The sequence below is a fragment of the Streptomyces sp. NPDC040405 genome (assembly GCF_055595765.1).
In genome coordinates this window covers 21804-43205 of record NZ_JBVIVI010000013.1, presented here as the reverse complement: position 1 = coordinate 43205, position 21402 = coordinate 21804, and the positions used below count along the sequence as shown (strand labels likewise).

Annotated in this window: 2 protein-coding genes; both read right to left on the bottom strand. The window is 68.7% G+C overall.

What is annotated here, in order from left to right; all coding sequences use genetic code 11:
• Positions 1-185: 185 nt before the first annotated feature.
• Positions 186-21056, bottom strand: coding sequence for a hypothetical protein (locus tag ACZ59A_RS37175; RefSeq protein ID WP_470968191.1), 20871 nt, complete (start codon positions 21054-21056; stop codon positions 186-188).
• Positions 21056-21400, bottom strand: coding sequence for a hypothetical protein (locus ACZ59A_RS37170; protein WP_470968189.1), 345 nt, complete (start codon positions 21398-21400; stop codon positions 21056-21058). Before ACZ59A_RS37170 ends, ACZ59A_RS37175 begins: the two co-directional genes overlap by 1 nt.
• Positions 21401-21402 lie beyond the last annotated feature (2 nt).

The following is a 21402-nucleotide window of genomic DNA, read 5'->3' as shown; positions in this document are numbered from 1 at the left end:
GTCACCAGCCCCGTCGGCGGCTTCGGGCGTCTCCGCGGCCACGGAGGGCTCGATCGCCGCATCCTGAGCCTCGGTGTCCGGCTGCTTGGTCGCGTTGCCGCGCTCTGCCGACTTGCTCACTGAGTGTCCTTACAAGCTGAGTTGATGATGAGGGCAAGGGTGATCGTGAGGTCATGGGCGCGCCTTCAGAGAAGATCACCCCCGCTCCGCTGCCTGCTGGAGGGTGCGTCGGTGAGGGATATCCGGTTCTCGGCCTCCCACAGGGCCGCCTCGAACTCGCCTATCCGGGCGTCGAGTTCAGGCAGGATCGCGAGCACGTCACCGGATGTGAGCCACGTGGCGGACAGCTCCCGCATGCTCTCCGACACATCACGCAGGCGCGCCATGGTCTCCCGCAGCTCCGACGGGGCACCGTCCGCCAGCAAGGCGTCGAGCGTCTTGTTCGTGTTCATCAAGGTGCGCCAGATCGAGCGCTTCCTCGTGCCCTCGGGATCCCCGGCGTCCCGCCTGACGCGGACACTCACCTTGGTGAGCTGCTGCAACGTCTCACCCAGCCTGCCCGCCATCTTGACGGCCTCCGGCAGTGACGCGGCGAGGCCGGGGACCCCCGTCAGTGCCGGGTTGTGGCGCATCGCCCTGGCGAACTCCTGGGCCACGACGGGGATGAGCATGCCGTTCAGCGGCACCTTCCCGGGACGGTAGGGCGCGCCGCGCACCTCGAAGATGATGAGCTGGTTCCCGGTGTCGACGCCCATCGCTCCCATGCCGAAGTCCACGTTCAGATCCCCGGTGTGCAGGGCGAAACCCGGCGGAGGCGAGAGGCGGTCCTTCCTGAACTCGCCCTCACCCCTGCCGTGCACGATCGAGTGCAGCCAGTCGATCTTGGTGGGACCGTGGTGCAGTGCGTTGTCCTGGCCCTCGTACGGCTCGGGGAACACCAGATCCGCCGCGTCATTGCCCAGCGCCCGCATGAGGTCGGGAACCTCCTGGCCGGCCTGGCCGAGCAACAGCCGGCCGATGTCGTCGCGCTCCTCATCTGTGAGCAGCCCGTCGTGGATGGCACAGAAGTCGCTGCGGGACAGCATCCGGAACGCCGCGGCCACATGCAACCGCACCGCCTGCCACTTCACCGCCTCCGCCCGTTTCAGATACGTAAGGATCAGCCGCACGTGCTCGCGTGCGCCCGCCGTCAGGGGCCGGCCGTGCTTGTCGGAGAAGAACTCCTCGATCCGGGACACCTCCTGCCGGATCCTGTCCGCCTCCCTCCTCGGCAACAGGTTGGAGATCTCCGAGTTGAGGTCCGACAAGCCGATGCCGTAGGAAACTTGCAGGACCGCCTGGAACGTGACGTCCTTGGCCGTGACGGTCGTGTCCCGCATCAACTCCACGTCGTCGCCCAGGCTCCCGTCGAGCACGTCCGACAGCCCGAACCGGTGGTCCGGGTCGGCCAGCGCCAGGGTCCTCATCCGGGCGACGAATCCGACGATGTCCCGCAGGACGCTTTCGACCTGCACGCTGTCCACCATCGGCTCTGTCACGAACTCCAGGTGGGAGTGGTCGTACGGCGGGTCGTCCGGGGTGTCGGTCTCCAGCCGCCATCCCTTGCCCTGGAAGAGCACGACCCCCCGGGCGTAGAACGGGACCGTGACGCCGCTGAGCTCCAACTCGACGCCGAACCGCGCACGCCGCGGCGGTGAGAGACGCTCGCCGAGCGCCTGCGACGTGTTCTCACCCGGGACGTCGGGCTCCGGCGCTCGCCCAGCGGGATCCGCTACCCCGGCCAGGTACTGGTCACCGTCGCGGACCAGCAACGCGCGCCGCTGGGCGGACGAGCCGTACACGCTCGGCACACCGTCCGGTCCGACGACGGTAACAGCGACATCGAGCTCCCGCGCAACGGCCCTCGCGACGGCCACGTCGACCGCCGCCGATGTGGCGGCCGGGTCGGCGGAGAGGCCATCGGAGCCGGCCAGCAGGCGGAACCGCTCGACGGGCGTGAGGTCGAGATCACTGGCCGACAGCTTCCCGTTCAGGACCGCCTCCGCCTCCTGGCCGGGGCCCAGCCGGACACCCGCCGCGGTCAGGTCGGCCAGCCCGACATCGCGGGTGGGGTCCAACGGCGGCAGGGCGTCACCCGGCAGATCGGCCTCGGTCGCCCGTCCGACGGCCCAGCCACGCAAGCCGCCCTCGGCCACCGGCAGGTCCACACCGGCCGCTTCCAGGGAGCGGGCCAGTGCCTCGCCGAAGGCGCCGCCGGATCCCTCCACCGTGCGCAGGGCGAAGACCGTGCCGTGGAATCTGGCAGTGGCCGGACCGGTGCGCGGCACCGGCCGTTCGGCCGACGGTCCCGTGTCCTCCCGGGCGGCCGGAGGCGCGACCGGCTGAGAGGCACTCCTGGTCGGCACCAGGAAGTCCAGGGGTTCCCGCGCGTCATCGGTCGGCGGCCGGTAGTCCAGGGTGTCCCAGGAGGGCTCGACCGCCCGCGCGCCGGCCTCCGACTTGTCGTCGGGCTCCGAGCCCGAGTCGGTCTCGTCCGACGGCAGTGGCGGAGCGAGGTCGTACAGGAGCTCGGGGCGCACCGGCGTCCCGGGCACCGTAGTCCCGTCGTTCCCGGGCGTGGCGGGCGCCGCGGTGTTCCACTCCTCCTCGCGGGGGTAGGAGGTGCCTTCGGGCGCCGGTGTCAACTGCTCCTCCACCTGCTGGAAGGTCGTCTGTACCGGGCCTCCTCCGACGCTGAACCGGAGCCGCGACGCTGTGCCGTCCGCGCTCTCGCTCAGGTGGATCTGCGGCGTGCCATCAGGGCCGAGCGTGACGGCTGACCTGGTTACCGGCCACCAGACCGTCCTGCTCCGCTCCTCCGTGCTCAGCTTCCTGGCCAGCCGGCGGTACTGCTTGTTCCTCTCGTACTCGGTCAGGCCACCGGCGTCCGACGACGCCGTCCGTGCTGAGGGCGTGGCGCAGTCCAGTACCAGGACGTTCCTGGCCGAGGCCGCCAGATGCCGTTTCACCCTTTCCGGGTCGGGAGGCTCGGTGCTCCCGTGGCGTGGGTAGAACACCGTGCCGCCCTTGATGACGTCTTTCAGTGGCCACTGCCGAGCCACTCGCCCCGCGTCGTCACCCGCCCACCGGACGATGGACGGGTCGTTGTCCTTCCGCGCCAACTCCTCCAGCGCCCGGCTCCGCAGGTCCCAATCCGCCCGGTTGAAGTTGGCCAGCACCCATCCGGCGCGCTGGGCGTCCCGCACCACGTACCAGGACACCTGCGATGGCTTCGACGACTTGGTCGAGGGGCCCGGCTCCGTGGACGAGGGAGCCCCACCCTGGCCCGGAGGAACCGCACCCTCGGACGAGGGTGGCGGCGCCGTGGGCCTACGCGGGGGCCGGGGCGGTCCCTCCCACGTGGCGCGTCGCACCTGTGGCAGCTGGTTCGTCTCGCGGAGTCGGATGTGCTCGTAGATCTGGCCGTCGGCGGCCCGGCGTATCTCGCGGGACGTCACCTCCAGCTGGGTGGCCGCCCTGAAGAATGCCTGTCGCAGTTGCGGACCCCGGGCAAGGAAGGAGATATCCCGCGCCTCATGGGAATCGGCGACCTCGAACACACGGATCCGGCCACCGGAACCGGACGCGGCGTCCTCCATGGCCACGTCCTGGCTGAGCGACGCCTCATGCAGCTCCGGCACCCACACCGAGTCCAGCCCACCCGGCAGCCGATCCCCCGGCGCTCCCGTCAACGGCTCCGGTGTCCAGTCCGCCCAGAAGACACTCCTGCGCACGGGTGGCAACGCGTTCAAGCCCTCAACAGCCATCGCCCGGTGCAGCCGCACTCTCTCGTGCATCAGCGGTACGACCTCGTCGACCGCACTCAGCAACCTGTCCTTGAGGTCGTGGAGAGTCCGGCGGTCTGCCCTCCTCCCGCTCCTCTCCAGGTACGCGAAGTAGTCGGTGGCCGTCGTGGCCCGCGCGGAGAACACCGGCTCGATCATCAGCAGCTGAGAGAAGTTCGTACTCCGTGCGTCGAACATCTCCGCCACCTGATCGCGCATCACCCGGACCACCTCGTCCACGCTCGGTGGGACGGAGTGCCAGGACCGGAAGAACCGACGGCTCCCGCCGCTCACGAAGTAAAGGGCGGTGATGTGCCCCCGGAACAGCTGCTCCGGGGCCTCGTCCGAGTGATGACGTTCGCGCCACTCGGACCAGGCCCTCAGCCGGTCGGGGAGCCGGGTGCGGGGCACATCGGGGTGTTGCACATCGCCGACCAGCACACGGTCGATGCCGAATGGAATGCGGCCGTCCCCGGTGACTTCGGGGGACAGAAGCGGGTCGGTGAGGTCGCGGTAGAGGATGTACATCGGCGATTTCAGACCAAGCCGCGCCTGCGGGCCGCTGCCAAAGGGGGCGAAGGCCTGGTCCGCCCACAGGTACAGATGCGCCGCGTCGCCAGCCAAGGCGGTTTTGTCCGCGATGTCATCGAGGCCCACTTGGGCCCCCGCCGATGCGCGCACCACCTCCTGCAAGGAGTGCCGGACCCGCGCGAACTCGCTGTCCGCCAGGTAGTCACCGACCAGCCACCACGTCACGGCCTTCCGGAATGCCTGCAACTCCTCGTACGAGGGCTGCGCCAGCTCCGCATACCGGCTGAACAGCAGCCGCGGCAGCGACTCCCCCTCACCGGTGATCCGTACACCGCGCATCCGGTACTCGGTCCAGACCGCCGCCGGGACCTGCGTCCGCGTCCTGTCGAAACCCAGCAGGGAAGAGCCGGGCAGCGCCGCCATGGAGAACCTGTTCATCAGGCTGCCCAGGCTCGCGTCCGCCGGAGGCATGGCCTTGGTAGCAGCCCACACCGCGTGCCGTGCGGCACTGTGGGTTTCGGGATGCCTGGCCAGTTCCTCCGCCAGGCCCTCTTCGTACCAGCGCGCGTGGTCCTGCCATGTCGCTTCCCGGTACAGCTGCTCGGCCCAGGCCCCGCGCTGAGCGAACGACGCGTCCGCCGCCGGGACATGGGTCCGCGGACGGGGCTGGAACCGGGTGAACCGGGGGTCCGGATAGTTGGCGGTGGTTTGCAGGGCCATGTACGGGCCCTTGACTTCTTTGCCCGTGATGCTCTTGGCGGCTCCGGAGTAGCTGACGGCGATCACGGTGGGGGCCGCGTCCCCGGCATGCCCGCTCCAGTCGGCGGCGATCTGAGCCGCTGTCTCCCGGACCCCGTGGCGCCGCGCGGCCGAGCAGGCGACATACCTGATCGGGATGTCCGGTGCCCCGGACAGGAGCCGCCCCATGTACTCGCCAAGCCGCTCGGGTGTCACCCTCATGGGTCCGGACCGCGACGGAATGGTGAAACTCTTCCCGCTGCCGTGCACCCACAACCGGGCCGCCGGTCCGGGCTGCGAGGCGATGGGGTACTCCCCGTCACCAGGGACCCCCGGATCCTCCCGGTACGTGCGATGGGTGCTCGCGAACACGGTCGCCAGCCTGCTGTCCGTGTCGCGCCAGTCGTGGGAACCCATGAGAGCGGCACCGACGGGTGTGCCGTCCTTCAGACGTACCGTTCGGCTCTGGATCTCCCGGTCCCACGCCTCTGGCGAAAGCCGTTGACGCTTCTCCCTCACGCGGACCACGGCATAGGTCAGCTTCGCACTCGCGTCGTGCTCGACTCGGTAGTCGACGGGCAGGAACTTCACCGCATGGGGGTACATGGCCTTGCCCCGGTCGGTGTCGGAGACATACGGGAGGAAGGGAGCGACCTCGCGTGCGGTGCTCTCCAGCACCTCGTAGACGACCAGGTGCTGGTCCTTGCCGTCCGAACCGGAGGCGAGCAGACCGGAGAGGGCGGTCGGCCAGTTGACCGAGACCACGTGCAACGGGTCCGCGTGGAAGCCGTCTTCTACGCTCCGGAAGACCTGCTCACCGTCCAGGGGGCCGGACTTCCACTGGCCGAACCATGCGGGGAGGTAAGCGGGGTTGAGCCGCTCGATCGCCTCCCTGCCCAGCTCCTCCAGCCCGCTCATCTCGGGCGCCAACGCCTCGGTCAGGTGGACAGCCCGCGTGACCAGCCGATCACGCAGGGACCGCAAGTCTCCCTCGCTCCAACCGTACGTCTCGCGCCGCCGGGCCCGGGACAGCAGCTTCTCGAACGCTTCGTCCCTGCGGAACAGCGCAGGGTAGCCGGCCCCAGCCCGCCATGCCGCCAGGACCAGCTTCCTGGCTGTCTCCGCGTTGGCCTTGCGAGGTCCCTCGCCGCGCCCCGGGCGCACCCGCAACAGTTTCCGGTCGGCGTCGTTGGCGACCAGATGCAGGGGGAGCAGGTGCCCGGCCATCAGGTTCAGTGGGCCTTGATTGGTCCCCTGACGTTCCCACACCTCCATGAGGGCCCTGCGGCGGCGCGGCGCCACTGACCCGGCCGGTACGGCCGGGACGTCCTCGCCCTCGAGGCCGGCCATGCTCGCGATGTGTCGCAGACGCTCGAAAGTGGCACCGTCGAACTGCTCCCACAACCCGTGGAAGTACCTCAGGTGCGGCTTCCGCAGGAGCCTCCAGACGTCCGAGCCCGGCCCGTATTCCTCGTTGACCCATGCGGAAGGGTGGCGCAGGATCGCCGCTCGCGGGTCGAGCTGGGAATCAGCCCAGTCGTAGAGCCGAGAGGCATCGACCACCGTCTTGGGCATGAGTTCATCAGGGTCGCCGGCCGCCAGGATCGCCGCCACCAGCTCGGCCAGGGAGTGATGTTTGAGACCCCAGACGATCAACGCGTGCTGGAATGGCAGGACCGCGCCACCGCGTACGTTCAGCATGCGGCGCACACGCAGGAGATAGGTGACTGTCTCGGCCGGTCCCGTGGTCAGCCGGAGGCCGTACCGGCGCGCCCGCGCACGCACCTCCTCTGTGTGCGGGCGCGCCTCATGAGGCAGACCCGACAGTCCCTCCGGCCGCAGCTTCGGGTTCTTGGTCCACAGCTTCTGAAGCGCCCCCGGATATCGAGGATTCTTGAACGTGGCGTCGGCGAAGGCGTCGACGAGCTCGTCAAGCGTGGTGTCCGAGTCCCAGGACGTCAGGCGCTGGAACTGTACCCCCGGCCCTTCGTCGCGCCGCGGGGACGCGAAGAATTTGTACGCGTCCACGCCGACGTGCTGCTCGTAATAGTAGAACAGCGCCTCGAGGGACCTGATCATCTCCTGGAGTAGATAGACATCCTCCAAAAGCACCTGTCGGAGCGTTCGTTCGTACTCCTGGCTCAGCTCCTCGAACCGGCTGGGCGCGCCCTTCGGGCCCGCTGCGTAGAGTTTCGGGAACCGAGGCACCATGGCTGTTTCCAGTGCGGTGTTCAGGTCCTCCTCGGCCGGGTAGTCGGGAGTGTCATCCGTCTCGGACCGGGGCGTCGTGGGCGACGGATGGCGCTCCGTGGTGCGGTCCGGGTTGTACACCACCAAGGACGTGGCGTTGCCGTCGGCGTCCGGCAGCGCGTGGTACTCCCGAGTGACGGCCATCGGCCCGGTGAACACGATCAGGCGCACCTGGTTCTCACTCGCGATCCGGGCGTAGTCAGCGTCATGGTTCGCGCCGGCCGGCGCGCAGTACAGACCCCACAACGTCTTCACACCCGAGCCCACGACCTGCCGTGCGACGTCCCCCATCACCCGCGCAGGGTCGGCGAGGTCCCGCCCATGCATGGCGGTGAAATACATCTGGCCCCAATTACCGACCGGCAGCGTCGTTACCCGAACGCTGCCGTCACCTCGCCACTGCGCCAGACGGTCGATACCCAGCAGCCCCCGACGGCCGCCGACACCCGGCTGCCGCACATAGCGAGGCTCCCTGGACTTCCACTCGCCGTCGGTGAAGTACACCTCGCCCGGGCCCCTGGGAAGAACACGCCGTTCAGGCGCGCCCTCGTACCAGCCCGGACGCGACTCCGACACCACACGCCGCTCCCCGGCCCCCTCCGTGACCGGCCGCGCGAACGCCGAGGACAGGGAGCCGGGCATGGTGCTCGTCCGGCCGATGCCCTCCGCGCGGCGCTCGGCGTCCAGCGTGTCGGCCAGACCGGGCAGCCTGTCCCAGGCCGCCGCGTGGGCCTCCGACTGTGTCCGAAGGTCCTTCCGGGTCTCCTGCAGGGACTCCTCGATCCCGCGCAGGACGGTCCGGTCGGCATCGCGGAACTCGGTCCGCTGCGCGAGCACACGGAGCGCACTCCGTTCCGCCCTCCGGGCCTCGTCCAGGTTGAGGCCGGTCTCCCGTTCCACCCGGGACTGCTCCTCGCGCGCCACGCCCACCGCGGCACGCACCGGGAGGAGTCCGGCCCGCGCGGTGTTGAGCACCGCTTCACGGTCCGCGTATCGCTGCTGGAGGTCCGTCCACCGGTTCCCAGCGGTCGTGGCACGATTCCGGGCCGCCGCCAGGTCGGGCTGGGGTCCGTTGGCCGCGGCCTTGCCCTCGATGCTCGCCACCTCGGCCCGGGCCTGACTCCACGCCAGCCGCGCCTGCCCCATCTCCTCCTCGCCCGGCAGGGCGGCTTGGGCTTCGCGAACGGCCCCCTCGACCTTGGCCAGTTCCGCCTCGGCCTCCTGGACGGCGGTGTCGGCCGCCACGGCCCTCTCGTACACCGCAAGCGCCGTCCGGTGGTCGGCGGTGGCGGCCGACAGCTGCTGCTCCGCCTGCCACAGGGCGTGTTGCGCCTCGGCCCGGTCCCCCAGCAGCTCCTGCTGGGCCCCGGCCGCCCGCGCCTCGGCCTCCACTGCCGCCGTGTATGCGTCGGCAGTCTCCCGCAGGTTCTGCCACGCCTCGCCGGTGGCCTCCGTGGTGTCCGCCGGAGTGCCGTCGGCGGCGAAGGGCCAGAAGCGCGTCTGCCCCCCGTCGGTGCGTACCACCAGCTCCACCGGTTTTCCGGCCGTCGAGGCGGTGCGGGAAGCCACGAACACGGCACGGGCGAGGCGCGTCCCGTCAGGGTCGGGACCGAGCGCGAGCCACAGTTGCGCAGAGGCGTCCTGAGTGTCGATGCCGTTCGCCAGCACCTGCGGCAGGTCGAGGGCCGGGTGGCGCGCCCAGTCGCGCGAGTCGTCCGCCTCCTGTCCTGCGAGCATCGCAGGCACGTCGTACACCTCGGCCTTGACCCGCGCCTCGGTGGCCCCGAAGCCGAGCAGGTCCGGCAACCCCAGCCGCAAGGTCACGGTGCCGGTGACGAAGCGCTTGCCCTCGGGACCGTTGACCTCGATGATCACGTTGACGCGCACCAGCAAGCTGTCGGCAGGGTCCCATCGCATACGGACGTACTGGCCGCCGCCCCCACCGGTGGCGAATGCGGAGGGGCGCGACGCGTGAACCCCCAGGGGGACGCTCTCGAGGAGCCGATTGAGGTTCTCGGGCTCAAGGCTTTGGACGGCCCGATTGGCCACGGAGAGGGAGTGGCCCGCCTCGGAGAACGAGGAGCCACTGTTGGCGGCCGTCCACAATCCGTGTGTGGCGGTGTCATCGTTCCCCGGCCCAGGAGGCGTGACCGCTCGCGGAGCGTACAGCCCGATCTTCAGGGTGGATGCGGCCTTGCCGCTCTGCTCCTCTTCCGGCCAGCTGCCGGGCATGAGAGTGGGAGCCTCGGGGGACGACTCGCTCACGCTGATTTCACCGGCCTGGATCAGCTCGCCCAGGCGGGTGGCGCCCGCCTGGAGGGAGGCGTTGGCGGGCAGCCCCCAGAGCGAGGCCGTGCCAGGCGCGACGCTGCGCACAGCTTGTGTGAGCTGTGCGAAGGCGTCGAAGTCGAACACCGGTGTCGTCCCGGTCGGCACCAGGCGCGGACCGCCGGGGAACGGCTGAACGCCCTTGGCCTGCGCTTCCTGCGACGACATCGTCAGGGGGTCCTGGGTGAGCAGCGCGGGCCGGGGAGGCTCGTACGACCGCGGGGGCTCGACGGACTCGGAGCCGGCGAACCGCAGCGTCATCGTGGCCGGTACCGTGGCCACACTCCTGGGCCGGCCGTTGAGGACACGGTGTATCCAGCCGGCCCACTTCTCGGCCAGATCGCCTTCCAGGCCGGAGAAGTTGAGCAGCCCGGCCCGGAGGTTGAGCAGCCCTGCCTGGAGGTACCCGCCGGGGATGTCGGGGGGCCAGGCCCAGTTCGGCGCGGAGGTGACCGAGGCAGTGAGTTCGTAGGGGACGGGGTCGGAGTCGGTGCTGTTCCCCGTCTTTGTCCAGTCGGCGTTGGCGACCTTGCGACCGGAGGCATGTCCGTCCGTCTGCTGGTCGCTCCACACGAACCGCGGGCCGTCCTGGTCGGTGCCCTCCGTGTGGTTCCCAAGGCGTCCGCTGCGGTTGTTCGGGGTGACCACCGTGTCGTGTTTCCGGGACCTGGCGGAGGCCGTCGATTCTGATTCCGCGCTCTCCTGGATCACCTCCAGACCAGCACCCTCGGTCGGGCGGCCGCGTAGCCGGCGCAGGGCTGGGGCCTGCATCGTGGGCTCGGCCTTCAAAGCCACCTTGACCAGCCGCGCACCGCCGCCCGCGACATGCAGGAAGTGGAACGTCGACCCCTCCTGGCCGAGCCCGGGCAGCGCGTGCTGCGCCGCGAGATGGGTGGCCTCGGCAATCTTGGAGTGCACCTGGGGCTGGTAGGCAGGATGTCCGAGCCGGGTGGCGCCCGGCGCCTCCTTCTCCACCAGCGCGATGAGCTCCTCGTACAGCCGGTTCGGCTGCTCCCGCCGCCTGTCCGGGTCGGCGTACTGGTGGACCTCCAGCACGCTGCCGAAGCCGAGCTCGCCGTTGCGGGTGAACGAGGCGGGCAGCGGGACGCTCGGCTTCGGCGGGGTCAGGCCCGACAGCCCCAGACGGTCCAGCAGGTCCTCCAGGCCCGGCATGTTCCGGTACCTGTGGGCGTTGCGGATCAGCCAGTCGACGGGGACCAGGTAGGTCACCCCATGGGGCACGTCGATCGCCAGCTCCACCTCCTTCTTGCCGCCCAGGCCCAAGTGGTTGAGGATCTGATGGACGAAGCCCTCACGAATCTTGACCAGCAACGTGACATCGGCCGTCATCTCCACGTGCTTCCCGTCGTGGGAGGCGACACGGGTGGTCGTCGAGGCGTAGGACTTCGTGCGGGACGTGTCCTTGCCCTGCCCGTAGACGCGCGCCCCGCTCGGATTGCCCTGGTAGGCGTTCTGGCTGACATCGGGATTCGCCTGAAGCGCGGTGATGCCGAGCCCGCCCTGCCCGGAAAGGTTCAGCCCCTCTTCCCCACCCTTTTCGACCGCCGGGTATATGTACTGGTCGGAGTAGATCTCTCCGGGGGTTGGGCCGGAAATCCTCGCGTTTTTCGGATGAGCCGTTATCGAGAGGTCCTGGGCCTGATACGCGAACATGCCGGACTCCCAAGGGAGTTGGTAATGCGCTGTATCCCCACCCGCCAGCATGCCCCAGGCAGCGGTGATCATTTTGGCCGAACTCAGCCACGTCTCGAGCGCCAGGCGGCCGAAGGTCTGCCGGTCGTTGGGGGAGGCCCCCGCGACGTACGTCGCACCCCACTTCAACGCGCCGGCCAACAGGGTGAAGGGCACTTGTGCCGCGCTCGCCACGGTGTTCACGGGTCCGCCCACCAGGCGGGCGACCGCGTCGGTCTGGTTCACAGCCCCGGGGAAGCGGTTCTTGGCCGCGATCCGAGCCCGTTGCGTCCCTTCGGCGATCATGCCTGCGACCTGGGCGAGCACTTCGGTCGGGGCGCCCGGATAGGTGCCTTTGCCGACCATGTCCACGGCCTTGATCAGCGCTCCCCTGACCGGGAAGTTCACGAGCGTCGCCCTTTGCGGCACCCAGGACACACCGTCCCGCGGATCGCCGTTCTCGTCGAACCGTCGCTGGTTACGGCGATCGTCCTCCGTCACCTGGCGAATCTCAGGCTGCTGCGGGGGCCGGGCGACGGGTGGGCGGTTCGGGGCGGGTTCGCGGGTGCGGTGGAGCGGAACAAGGAGCGTGACGGTGCCGGAACCGGTGAAGGTCTGCTCCGTGTCGGCGTCCGGGGCCTGACCCTCGTCCTCATGGTCGCCGGGGAGGACGTCCAGGGCCGCCTTCAGGGAGATGTCGACCGGCACCTCGAAGAGCCGGCTGCCCCCGGGCGCGATGGTCAGCGCGTCGAGGCTGGTACTCGCACCCTCCACCGCGCCGGACTTCCTCTGGAGATCGACCCGGCCGTTGGGGCCGGCATTCACCATCCAATTGGGGGCCGGAGCGTTGAGTCCACCGCCGAACCCGACGCCACCGCCCCACGACGTGCCCTGCTGCCAACTGCCGTCGGCTCCGGCCGAGCTGTACGCGATGTGATGGACTTCCGGCAGCACGAGGACCTGCTTGGACTCCGCGTTCTCCTTACGTGTGACCGAGAAGACCAGCCGCAGCCGAGCGACGCGGCCGGTGAACGGGCTCGGCAGCTCCAGCACGCGGACGATATCGCCGTCCACGGCGTCCGGCAGTTCGGTGAGCAGCTGGGACCGCAGCATCCTGAACTTCCGCAGATTGGCCAGCCGCGCCTTGACCACTCGCCCGTTGAACAGCTCGACGGGGAACCGCGACTCGTGGTGTTCGGCGGGTGGCAGGAACCCCCGCTCCCGCAGGGATTTCTCCGCGTCTTCGAAGAGCTCATCGGCTCCGTCGACCTCGAGGGGGGTCTCGCCGAATCCGAGGGCGGTCAAGTTCTCCACGTGGTCGGGCAGTTCCCGCTCTTCGCCGGGACCCGGCGCGTGGCCCTCGACGGTCTTGCGCTGGGCCACCAGCAGGCGCAGGCCATCGTCCCAGGGCCCGAAGTCGTGGGTGACCTTACCGCCTGCGGCGAGGTGGAGGGTCACCTTGTACGTGACCTTGCCGGGCGTGTGCAGACTGCTGCTGTCGGTGTAGTAGCCCTGCATCAACGTGGCGCTGTTCGACCCGCTCAGTCCCTGGGTCACCTGAGCGTTGATCTGCCCCCCGCCGAACAGGTTGCCGGCGAACTTCGCCGCGGCGTCCGGGTGGTCCGGAGCGTGGTCGGTGGTGAACATCGACCCACCCGAACCGCTGACATCGATCCCGCTGGTGTACGCCGTCGACTGGCTCACGCTCTTGGTGTGCCACGGCCATGTCCCCAGGTTGACCTTGCCCTCGGGGGTCTTGGACGCCGGCTTGTCCTTTTCGATCTCCGCGGATACTTCGAGCACGCCGATCGCATTGCCGTCGGAATCCGTCAGGACCGGTGAGAGCATCCCGCCCTTGGCGTGGAACATGTGCATGGAACCGCGCCGCGCATCAGGGGACAGGAAGTTCTTCAGCGCCTGCACCGAACCCAGCCGTTTCAGCGGGCTGAATTTCTCGTGCCCGAGGATCTTGTCCCCCAGCTGCGTACCTTCCGGGTTCGTCACGCCCCACAGACGGACCATGCTCTGCAGGTCCGCGGACTCGGGCAGGTCGTCCGCACCGGTGGCGTCGCGGAAGACGAGGTGTTCGGGCACCCACACCGTAGTCCTGCCGTGCGCCTCCTCCTGTTGCCAGGAGCCGTCGTCCGCACGAACCTGCCACAGCGCGTCGAGGTCCATCGGGTACGCCGGATCCGTGGGAAATTGCCAGCTCGTGATTCCGAACGTGTTCCTGGCCCCAGCGGACAGGCTCATCTGATGGTGTGTCAAGGACGCCACGAGCGTGCCCTCGTCCCACCACTTCGACCCCGGCTCGTTCCGCAGGTCGATCCGCGTATACCCGACGGGCATGGTGCGCACGTTCGATGAACCATCGCTGTCCGAGAACGACTGGTTCCCCCCGGGGCGGTGCTCGATCCGAGCCCCGGGCAGCCCCACTGGGCCCGTGTCGTACTTCGTCGACCTCGCGCCGTTCGCGTAGCGCAGCCGCACATGGACGGTCCGGGTCCGGCCGCCGTGCCGGAGGGTGATCGGGTGCCCCTCGCTGCTGCGCAGATACGGCCGGTTCAGCTCGATGTCCGTCGCGCTGAGGCTGTCGCCGAGCTGGGTCCGCAGGGACCGGCCCTCGTCGCTGTCCGGCTCGACCCCGAGTGACGCTTCGATGATCTGCCGGTACAGCCGCTCCAGGACGGGGCCGGGGGTCGGCTCGTTGCGGACCAGGCCGACCTGTCCGTCGTGCAGCCGACCGTAGCTCTCCATGAAATCCGACAGCTCGCGGGAATCGTTCGGCGTCAGGGCGGTCCGCGCCCGGGAGAGTCCCCCGGCCTGACTCGGTCCGGCGGTGCCGGTGTTGGGCAGTTCGTCCGCGGACCCATAGGGGGCGCCTCGCAGCGGCGTCCTCGCCCACATCGCCTGGACCCGCCGCTCGATCTCGGCATCGGCCCATCGGCGCCGGTCCTCCAGTGCCTCTTCGATCTCCTGATCTGCCCCGTCCTCCACCTGCCTCGGCGTCAGGGGCCCTATCGCCCGGATCATGGATCCGAAGGCCGCCGCGTTCCCGTGCCCGATACCGATGTTGTGATGCGTCCTGGAGCGCCACACCTCGTCGACCTGTTCCGGCGAGACGAAGTTAGCTCCCGGCCCCCGGCGCAACTGCTCCTGATGCACAGGCGCCGAGTCCACCCGGTTGTAGGCACCCGACTGCTGATTCGGAGTCCCGTACCGGCTGACGAAGCTCCAGTACGCAGACTTGTCCACAGTGAACTGCACCACCATCTCATCGCCATAGGCATTCACATTGCTGAAGCGATGCTGATGAAGCAGAGAAGTGCTGAAATACTTTCGATATTGCGATCCCTGGTTGTACTGCATCGCATACCGCAGCCCGGTCCTGGCGTCAGGCGCCCTCCGGAAATCATTGAACTCGGCAACGGACATCTTCCGGTAGAGCCGCACATACCGCGGGTCGGAGTCATCCATCGGCGACGCCGAACTCGCCCGCCAGTCACGAAGATAGACGAGATGGTCATGGAAACTCTCTACGTTCGCCCGGAAGCGCTCATCAGCTGCGACGCCATAGACGAAGACGGACTCTTGAGCCGCGAACCCATAGAAGAACGAATGGAAATTCGACGGATCAGGATGGGCATGGAAAGCATCCGCATACCCCCGGTAGAACAGGTCCATACGGTCGGGAGTGATCCGGGTGAAGGGCCCCACGGCCCCCGGAGGAGCAGGACGCAGAACCGAACCCGTGCCACCGGAAGCAGACGACTGACTGATGCTCGAGACATCCGGGACATCCGGCGACCGGTCGAAACCAGCGCCCACGCTCTCCATGAAGTCACCGAAAGCCTCGTAACGGGCATTGTCGGCGTCGGTGGCCCGCACAGGGTTCACGATCCCCACATCGGGATCCTCGCCGTACAACCGCTTCAGCAACTCCAGCAACGGCGCCTCATGCTCACGCACCCATGCGGCACCGTTGTTGCGCGGCTGGCCCGTCACGACATCGGCGCCCCTGTTCACACCCAGATAGGCACTGACGACCTGGGCGAAATACTCATCGACATCCCTGGCCGAGTAGTTCTTCGCACCACTGCCGTCCGGCCACTGGACGGCCTCCCCCTTCGCCATACGTCCCTGCTTGCCGCGGAACGAATCCTTGATGTCCTCACGGTCGCCATCCGCCAACCCCGCCGAGAAGACAAGATGCGCCACCTCATGAATACCAGTGGAATGACCATCGGGCTGATGCGGCGTGGGGCCGATGGGTGTCCGCTCACCCAGCAGATTCTCTTCCGGGATGATAGCCGTCAGATCATCGGCCGCCCCTCGCAGAATGCCGGGCGCCCGGCCATCCGTGGTGCGGCCACTCGACGTCAGAGCCGTCATCCGCACATACCGCGGCTGCACGACAACCCTCGCACCGGACAGCACCAGCCGCTCCCCGACATCCGCATTCCCGATCACCCGGCTCACCAGCCGGTAGGCCTCCCGCCTCGCCGACACCGGCCGCGATGTCTCCCCAGGCACCTCCAGCAGAAGCCGGGCAGTCACCGACACGAAATCCTCGGGTGCCCTGGAGGCACGCAAACCACCCACGAACGCCCGGGACACCGCCAGCCCACGAAGTTCCGCGACCGGCATCATGGCGAGCGTCTCGTTCAGTTCCCGCGGTGACAGAGCCAGCAACTCCGCCACCCGCACATCATCAACCCCGCCCAGAACCCGCGGCGTCGATTCCGCACGCCCGATCGGCGGCTCGAAGGGAACGGGGGCGGGGGCGTGCGGCCGGGGGACGTAGACGCCTTCCGCCTGATCCCACAGTGCCCGGAACCCCTCGTAGACCTTGTTCTCCGCCTGGGTGGCGTTGACCGGGTTCGCCTGCCGCCCGGGCACGGCCTGCGGGTCGGCGCCGTAGAGCCTTACCAGCAGCGGCAGCAGCGTCGGCTCGTTCCTGCGAACCCAATCCGCCCCGTTGTTCCGCCGCTCCCCGGTGTACGGGTCCTTCCCCTTGTTCGTCCCCAAGTAGGCGTTGGTCAGCTGTGCGAAGAACTCGAGCTCGTTCCGGGACGAGTAATTGGCATTCGTACGCTTGCCCTCAGCATCGAAGCCGTACAACGGGCCATCAGGCCACGTCCCAGAGGGCCCGTCGTCCACGTTGGCCTGGTACGCCCTCGTGATCAGTGCCTTGTCCGCCGCGCTCAGCCCGTACTCATGGATCGTATGCGCGAACTCATGCGTGGACGTGGAGTACCCGTCCGGATACACACCATCACTCGTCACGCCGGTGAACTCACCGAGGAGGTTCTCCTCCGCCACCGCCGTCGTGCGGCCCCCCATTCCACGGACCTGGTCCCACCGCCGATCACCGATACCGGCCCGCAGTCCCTCCCACTCGCGGAAGGCGTCCAACGAGGTCATCGCCTCGTTCTTCGGCACCACCACCACACGCGTTCCGTACTTCAGCAGCTTCGCCGCCACCTCCGGATCACGCAGCATCCGCGCCACCTGAGCCAGCACCTCGGACCACGCGGACACCGGCTGGTCCACCCCGGACGGCATCCGCACCATCAGCTGCGCCACCGTCTCGGCGAACTCCGAGACGCGCGACGTCCCGTCCAGCACCTTGCCGTACAACGCGTCCACCAGCGGGCGATGGGACGCCATCCGCTCACGCTCGGCCGACGACAGCCCGGACAGCGCCCGGGTCCGGTCGGCAGGTGCCATGTCGGACAGTTGCGACGAGCGCAACGCGTCCGTCAGAGGGCGGTTGGACGCCAGCCGCTCGCGCTCGGCGGACGACAGCCCGGACAGCACCCGGGCCTGGTCGGCGGGGGCCATCTCGGGCAGCCGCGACGCCAGTTGCCTGACGGGATCGGACGAGAGCGGCTCGGCCGTGCGCAACGCGTCGTCCAACCTCGTGAAGGCGTTACGCAGCGGCGCCTCCAGGACATCGGGGTCCAGCTCGTCCACCACCGCGCGGAGCTGAGCGCCGAGCCCGGGTACGGCTCCGGGCGAGGCCGCCCGGCGGTACGCTTCGCCGCGCAGGAACTCGAGTTCGTCGATCGGCAGCTCATTGGTGTGCGGCGTGTCCGCCAGTCCCCATAGCAAGTCGAACAGGTCCTCCGCGCGCCCCTCCTCATCGGTGCGCAGGGCCAGCGAGTACGCGGTGTCCGCCAGCGACTCGGTGCGGCCGGGCACGGTGAACCCGTCGATGTCGATCGACGTCACGTAGGGGACGGCCCCGGTACCGATGGTGATCTCTACGCCCTGAACCACACCGGTCAGCCTGGTCTGGCCGCCCTGGCCCACGCGCAGCGCGTTGTCCGGCGTCCCCGGGAACCGCCGGGCGACGGCCTGGTTGATGACGTCGGCAAACTGCCCGGCAGGCTCCGGCAGATGGAAATCCAGCATGTCGAGGGGCCGCGTGTTGGCGAACTGCACTCTGCCTCGCGCCCCGCCCGCCAGCACGACGGGATGACCGATGTCCCGCATGAGCACACTGAACTCCCGGCCGACCTCCAGCTTCTCCTCGTCGGAAAGGTCATCCGACTGCGACGAGTGAGAAGACTGCAAGGTGTCGGCAGGGCTGACCGGGGACTGCTCATCATCGGTCGACTGGGGCAGCGGGCCGAGGGGCGGGGGCGGCGCGGGGAGCCGCTTTGACGCGGCCGAGCCTCTGACGGCCATGTCGTCGGAGGACCGGCTCCCGGTCTGCGTCCGCGTCACCGAGGGAGGCGCGGTGAGTGCGCCCTGGGAGCCCTGGGAGTCCTGGGAGTCCTGGGAGGGGAAGCCGAGATACGACTCGATGGCCTTGAGGTCCAGCGGGTCGAAGCCGCGCTGCGCGGGGGTGTTCTCGAGGCTGAACTCGGCCAGCGCCTCGGTCTTCAGCCGCGTCCGGGACCGTGTGCCCGCACCGTCGAGGTCGGCCCACCACTGCACGGGCGCCTCGTTCCCGGTCACCCTGGCGTTCTCGACCACCCATTGACCGGCGAGGGTCGGCACCTTGTTCACGGTGGTCCGCTGGTACCCGATGTTCGGGTCGTGCCGGGCCTTCATCCGCTTGGCCTGGTGGTTCCCGGTCTCCTCCGACGCCGGCGCATCGGCCCGCCGGGAACGCCACTGGCCCTGCCGCACGGGGTTGGTTGCCGGCTCGGCCATCTCCACGGTGGGTGCCGTGGACGTCGTGGCCACGGCCACGGGCGGGGCGGGCTGTGTGTTCTCGGCGGCGGCCGGGCCGTTATCGGTCAGGTCCTCGACGGTCTGGAGCTGGTCCGGAGGTACGGCGGGGCCGGGCGGGGTGTCCGGGGCCGGGTCGATCCCGGCGTAACGCAAGATCTGAGTCAGGGCTGTCGTGGCGTTCCGTACCTGGTGGCGTTCCCGCTCGGGCGCGGGGAGGTTCGGGTCGTCGGAGGTCAGGCGGAGGTGGAACTGATCCGACGGGGCGGGGGTGTCCGTCGTCGTGGCGGTCAGCTCGATGGCCTCGGGGTGGCCGGGGGCGTGGACGAGGTCCAGGCCGATGTGAAGCTGATCGCCGGAACGTGGCAGGACCAGCCCGTCGTTGACCGGGCCCAGCAATCCGTGCATCCGCTCCTGCAGCCCCGGGAGCTGGTCGGCGGAGAATCCCGGCCCGAAGCGCACCGGGAGATCCAGGAACATCTCACGTACCACACGGCCGTCACCGACGGGGACGTGCCGGACCTCGGCGCGGACCACCGTGTCCTGCTGGGGCCCGGGTGCGGGCGTGCCGTCCGCGGCCTGCTGGCCGCTCCCGGACGCGCCGGGGATGTGCGTGTGCACCGAGGTCGCGGGCGCGTGCTCCCGGTGTGGCCGCCACTGCTCGGGACGGACGGGGTCCCGGACCGGCTCCGCCGCCGAGTGCTGCGCGGCGGGCTGCGCCACCGGATCGGCAGGGGCGGTGTTCTCCGCGCCCTGAGGCGGAAGCGGGGCAGTGCCGGAGTGGTCGGGCTTGGGAGCGGTCTGCGGCGTGACGGCGGAGTGGGCGGACGCCTCCTGCTCGGCCTCCTCATGGGAGTCCCAGTCAGTGAGGTCGGTGGCGCCAGTGGTGTCCGACCGCCCATCGGATTCCGAGTCGGGAATCGAGGACACATCGGAGTCCACGTCGGAGACGTCCGTGATATCCGCCTGCGGGTCGAAGCCCGAGGTATCCGCATCGATGGTCAACTCGGAGCCCGAGGTCTGCGTCGTGACGTCGGTGTTCGGGTTGACGTCCGGTGCGGGCAGCTCGACATTCGGGCCGGTGTGCGGCGGGGAAACCGGGGTGGAGCTGGAGGTGGAGGGGGTGAACGAGGATGAGATATGGGGGGTGTTGAGGGTCGAGGGGGCGGAGGCCGAGGGGTTGAAGGCCGCCGGGGGGATGGGCGTGTGAGGCGTCCCCGGCGGGATGGAGGACGAAGTTGGGGGTGGCGTGCTGGATGCCGTGAAGGGCGGGGTGGAGGTGGAGAGGTCGACGGACGTGGAGTCTGTGGCCCCGTTGGATGTGACCGGTGGCGGGGTGGATGTGGAGAAGTTGACGGACGTGGGGTCCGTGATCCCGGTGGATGTGACCGGTGGCGGGGTGGTGGTCAGCGACGACCCGTCCGGGCCCGATTGCCCCTGGGGCGGGGGCGTGCTCGACACCGTGCCGTCGAACGGGCCGGACATCGTGGTGGTCGTATCCGTGGAGTCGCTGCCGGCCCCCAGCGAAGAGTCGGAGTCCAGCAGCGCGTTGAAGATGTTGAAGCCGCCCTTGCCAAAGAACGCCTTGTTCAGTCCCTTCGCGGACTCCACACCGCCTGCGTGCAGCACCGTTTCCGAGGCACCACTGACGGCTGCACCAATGAAGTCGTTCGGCTTGGCGCTCCAATTTCCGTCGAAGAGACCGTTGGTGATGACGACCGCGGTCCCCTCACCGAGACCCTCGCTGACGCCCTCCTTGAACACCTGCGCACTGAACTTGGCCAACTTATTGTCGCCGAAGTCCTTGAAAGCGCTCTTGAACACCTTCCCGATGGCGCCGGAAAGTTGCTGGATGAAGAAACCCGCCAGCGCACCCACCACGGCGGACCGACCGACATCGGACCAGTCGATACCCGAAGGACTGCGTTTACCCGAAGTGATCCCCATGTACGTCAACTGGGCGGCGATGCTCGTCAGGGCCTCCTCCAGCGCCTCGGTCAACGGCGCCACAGGAGTCGAACCGAACAGCCGCTGCATGATCGTCAAGAGCGCCACCGCGGTACGGGCCTTCGCGACCGCGGCTTCCGAAAACGACAGACCACCGGTGAAGAAAGACAAAGCAGAGATAATGGCGAGCTGTGCGATCAGCATGGCAAGCTCAAACATGAGCTCGACCTTGGACACCCCGATATTCGTGGAGTGCTTCGTCTGATTCCCCGCGTAGTCAGTCCTCAGCGAATTGACCAGCTCGCCCAGCATCCCGGAAAGACCCTGGATGACCTCCTTGGACTGATCCGCGACCGTGGTCGGCAAGGCGTCGTCCGCCTGGTACGCGAGAGTGTCCAACCACTGGCGGACGCCGTCGACGTCGGTCGCCAGCTTGTTCAGCACCTCATTCATTTCGTACGCCAGGTCCGACGAGCCCTCAATCGGCCACTCACCCAGCAACAAGAAGAACAGAATACGCTCTTCCTGCGTAAACGAAATAAAATCCGGCAGCTGCCACGCCATTACTTGGAACTTCCGCCCTCGATGCTGTCCGTCGCGTTCTGCCCCTCTTTGATGCTGTCCAGGATGTCCGCCTGAGTCTGCTGCGTGCGCTGCTGCTCCTGCGCCCGCCCCCCGACAAGTCCGTACAGGGCATCCCCGACGGAACCGATCATCGCCTCTATGTCACGCAGGCCCTTCTGCCACTCCGGACCGGCGGTCTTCGAGAAGTCATCGGTGAATCCCCACCAGTTCGTGGTGGATCCAAGGAAACTGCCGAGCGATTTCCTGAGCTCCTCGGATGCGGCCTCCACATCGCGCTTCCATGCCTCGAGCCTGAAGGGATCGAACGTGTAATTGTCAGGCACCG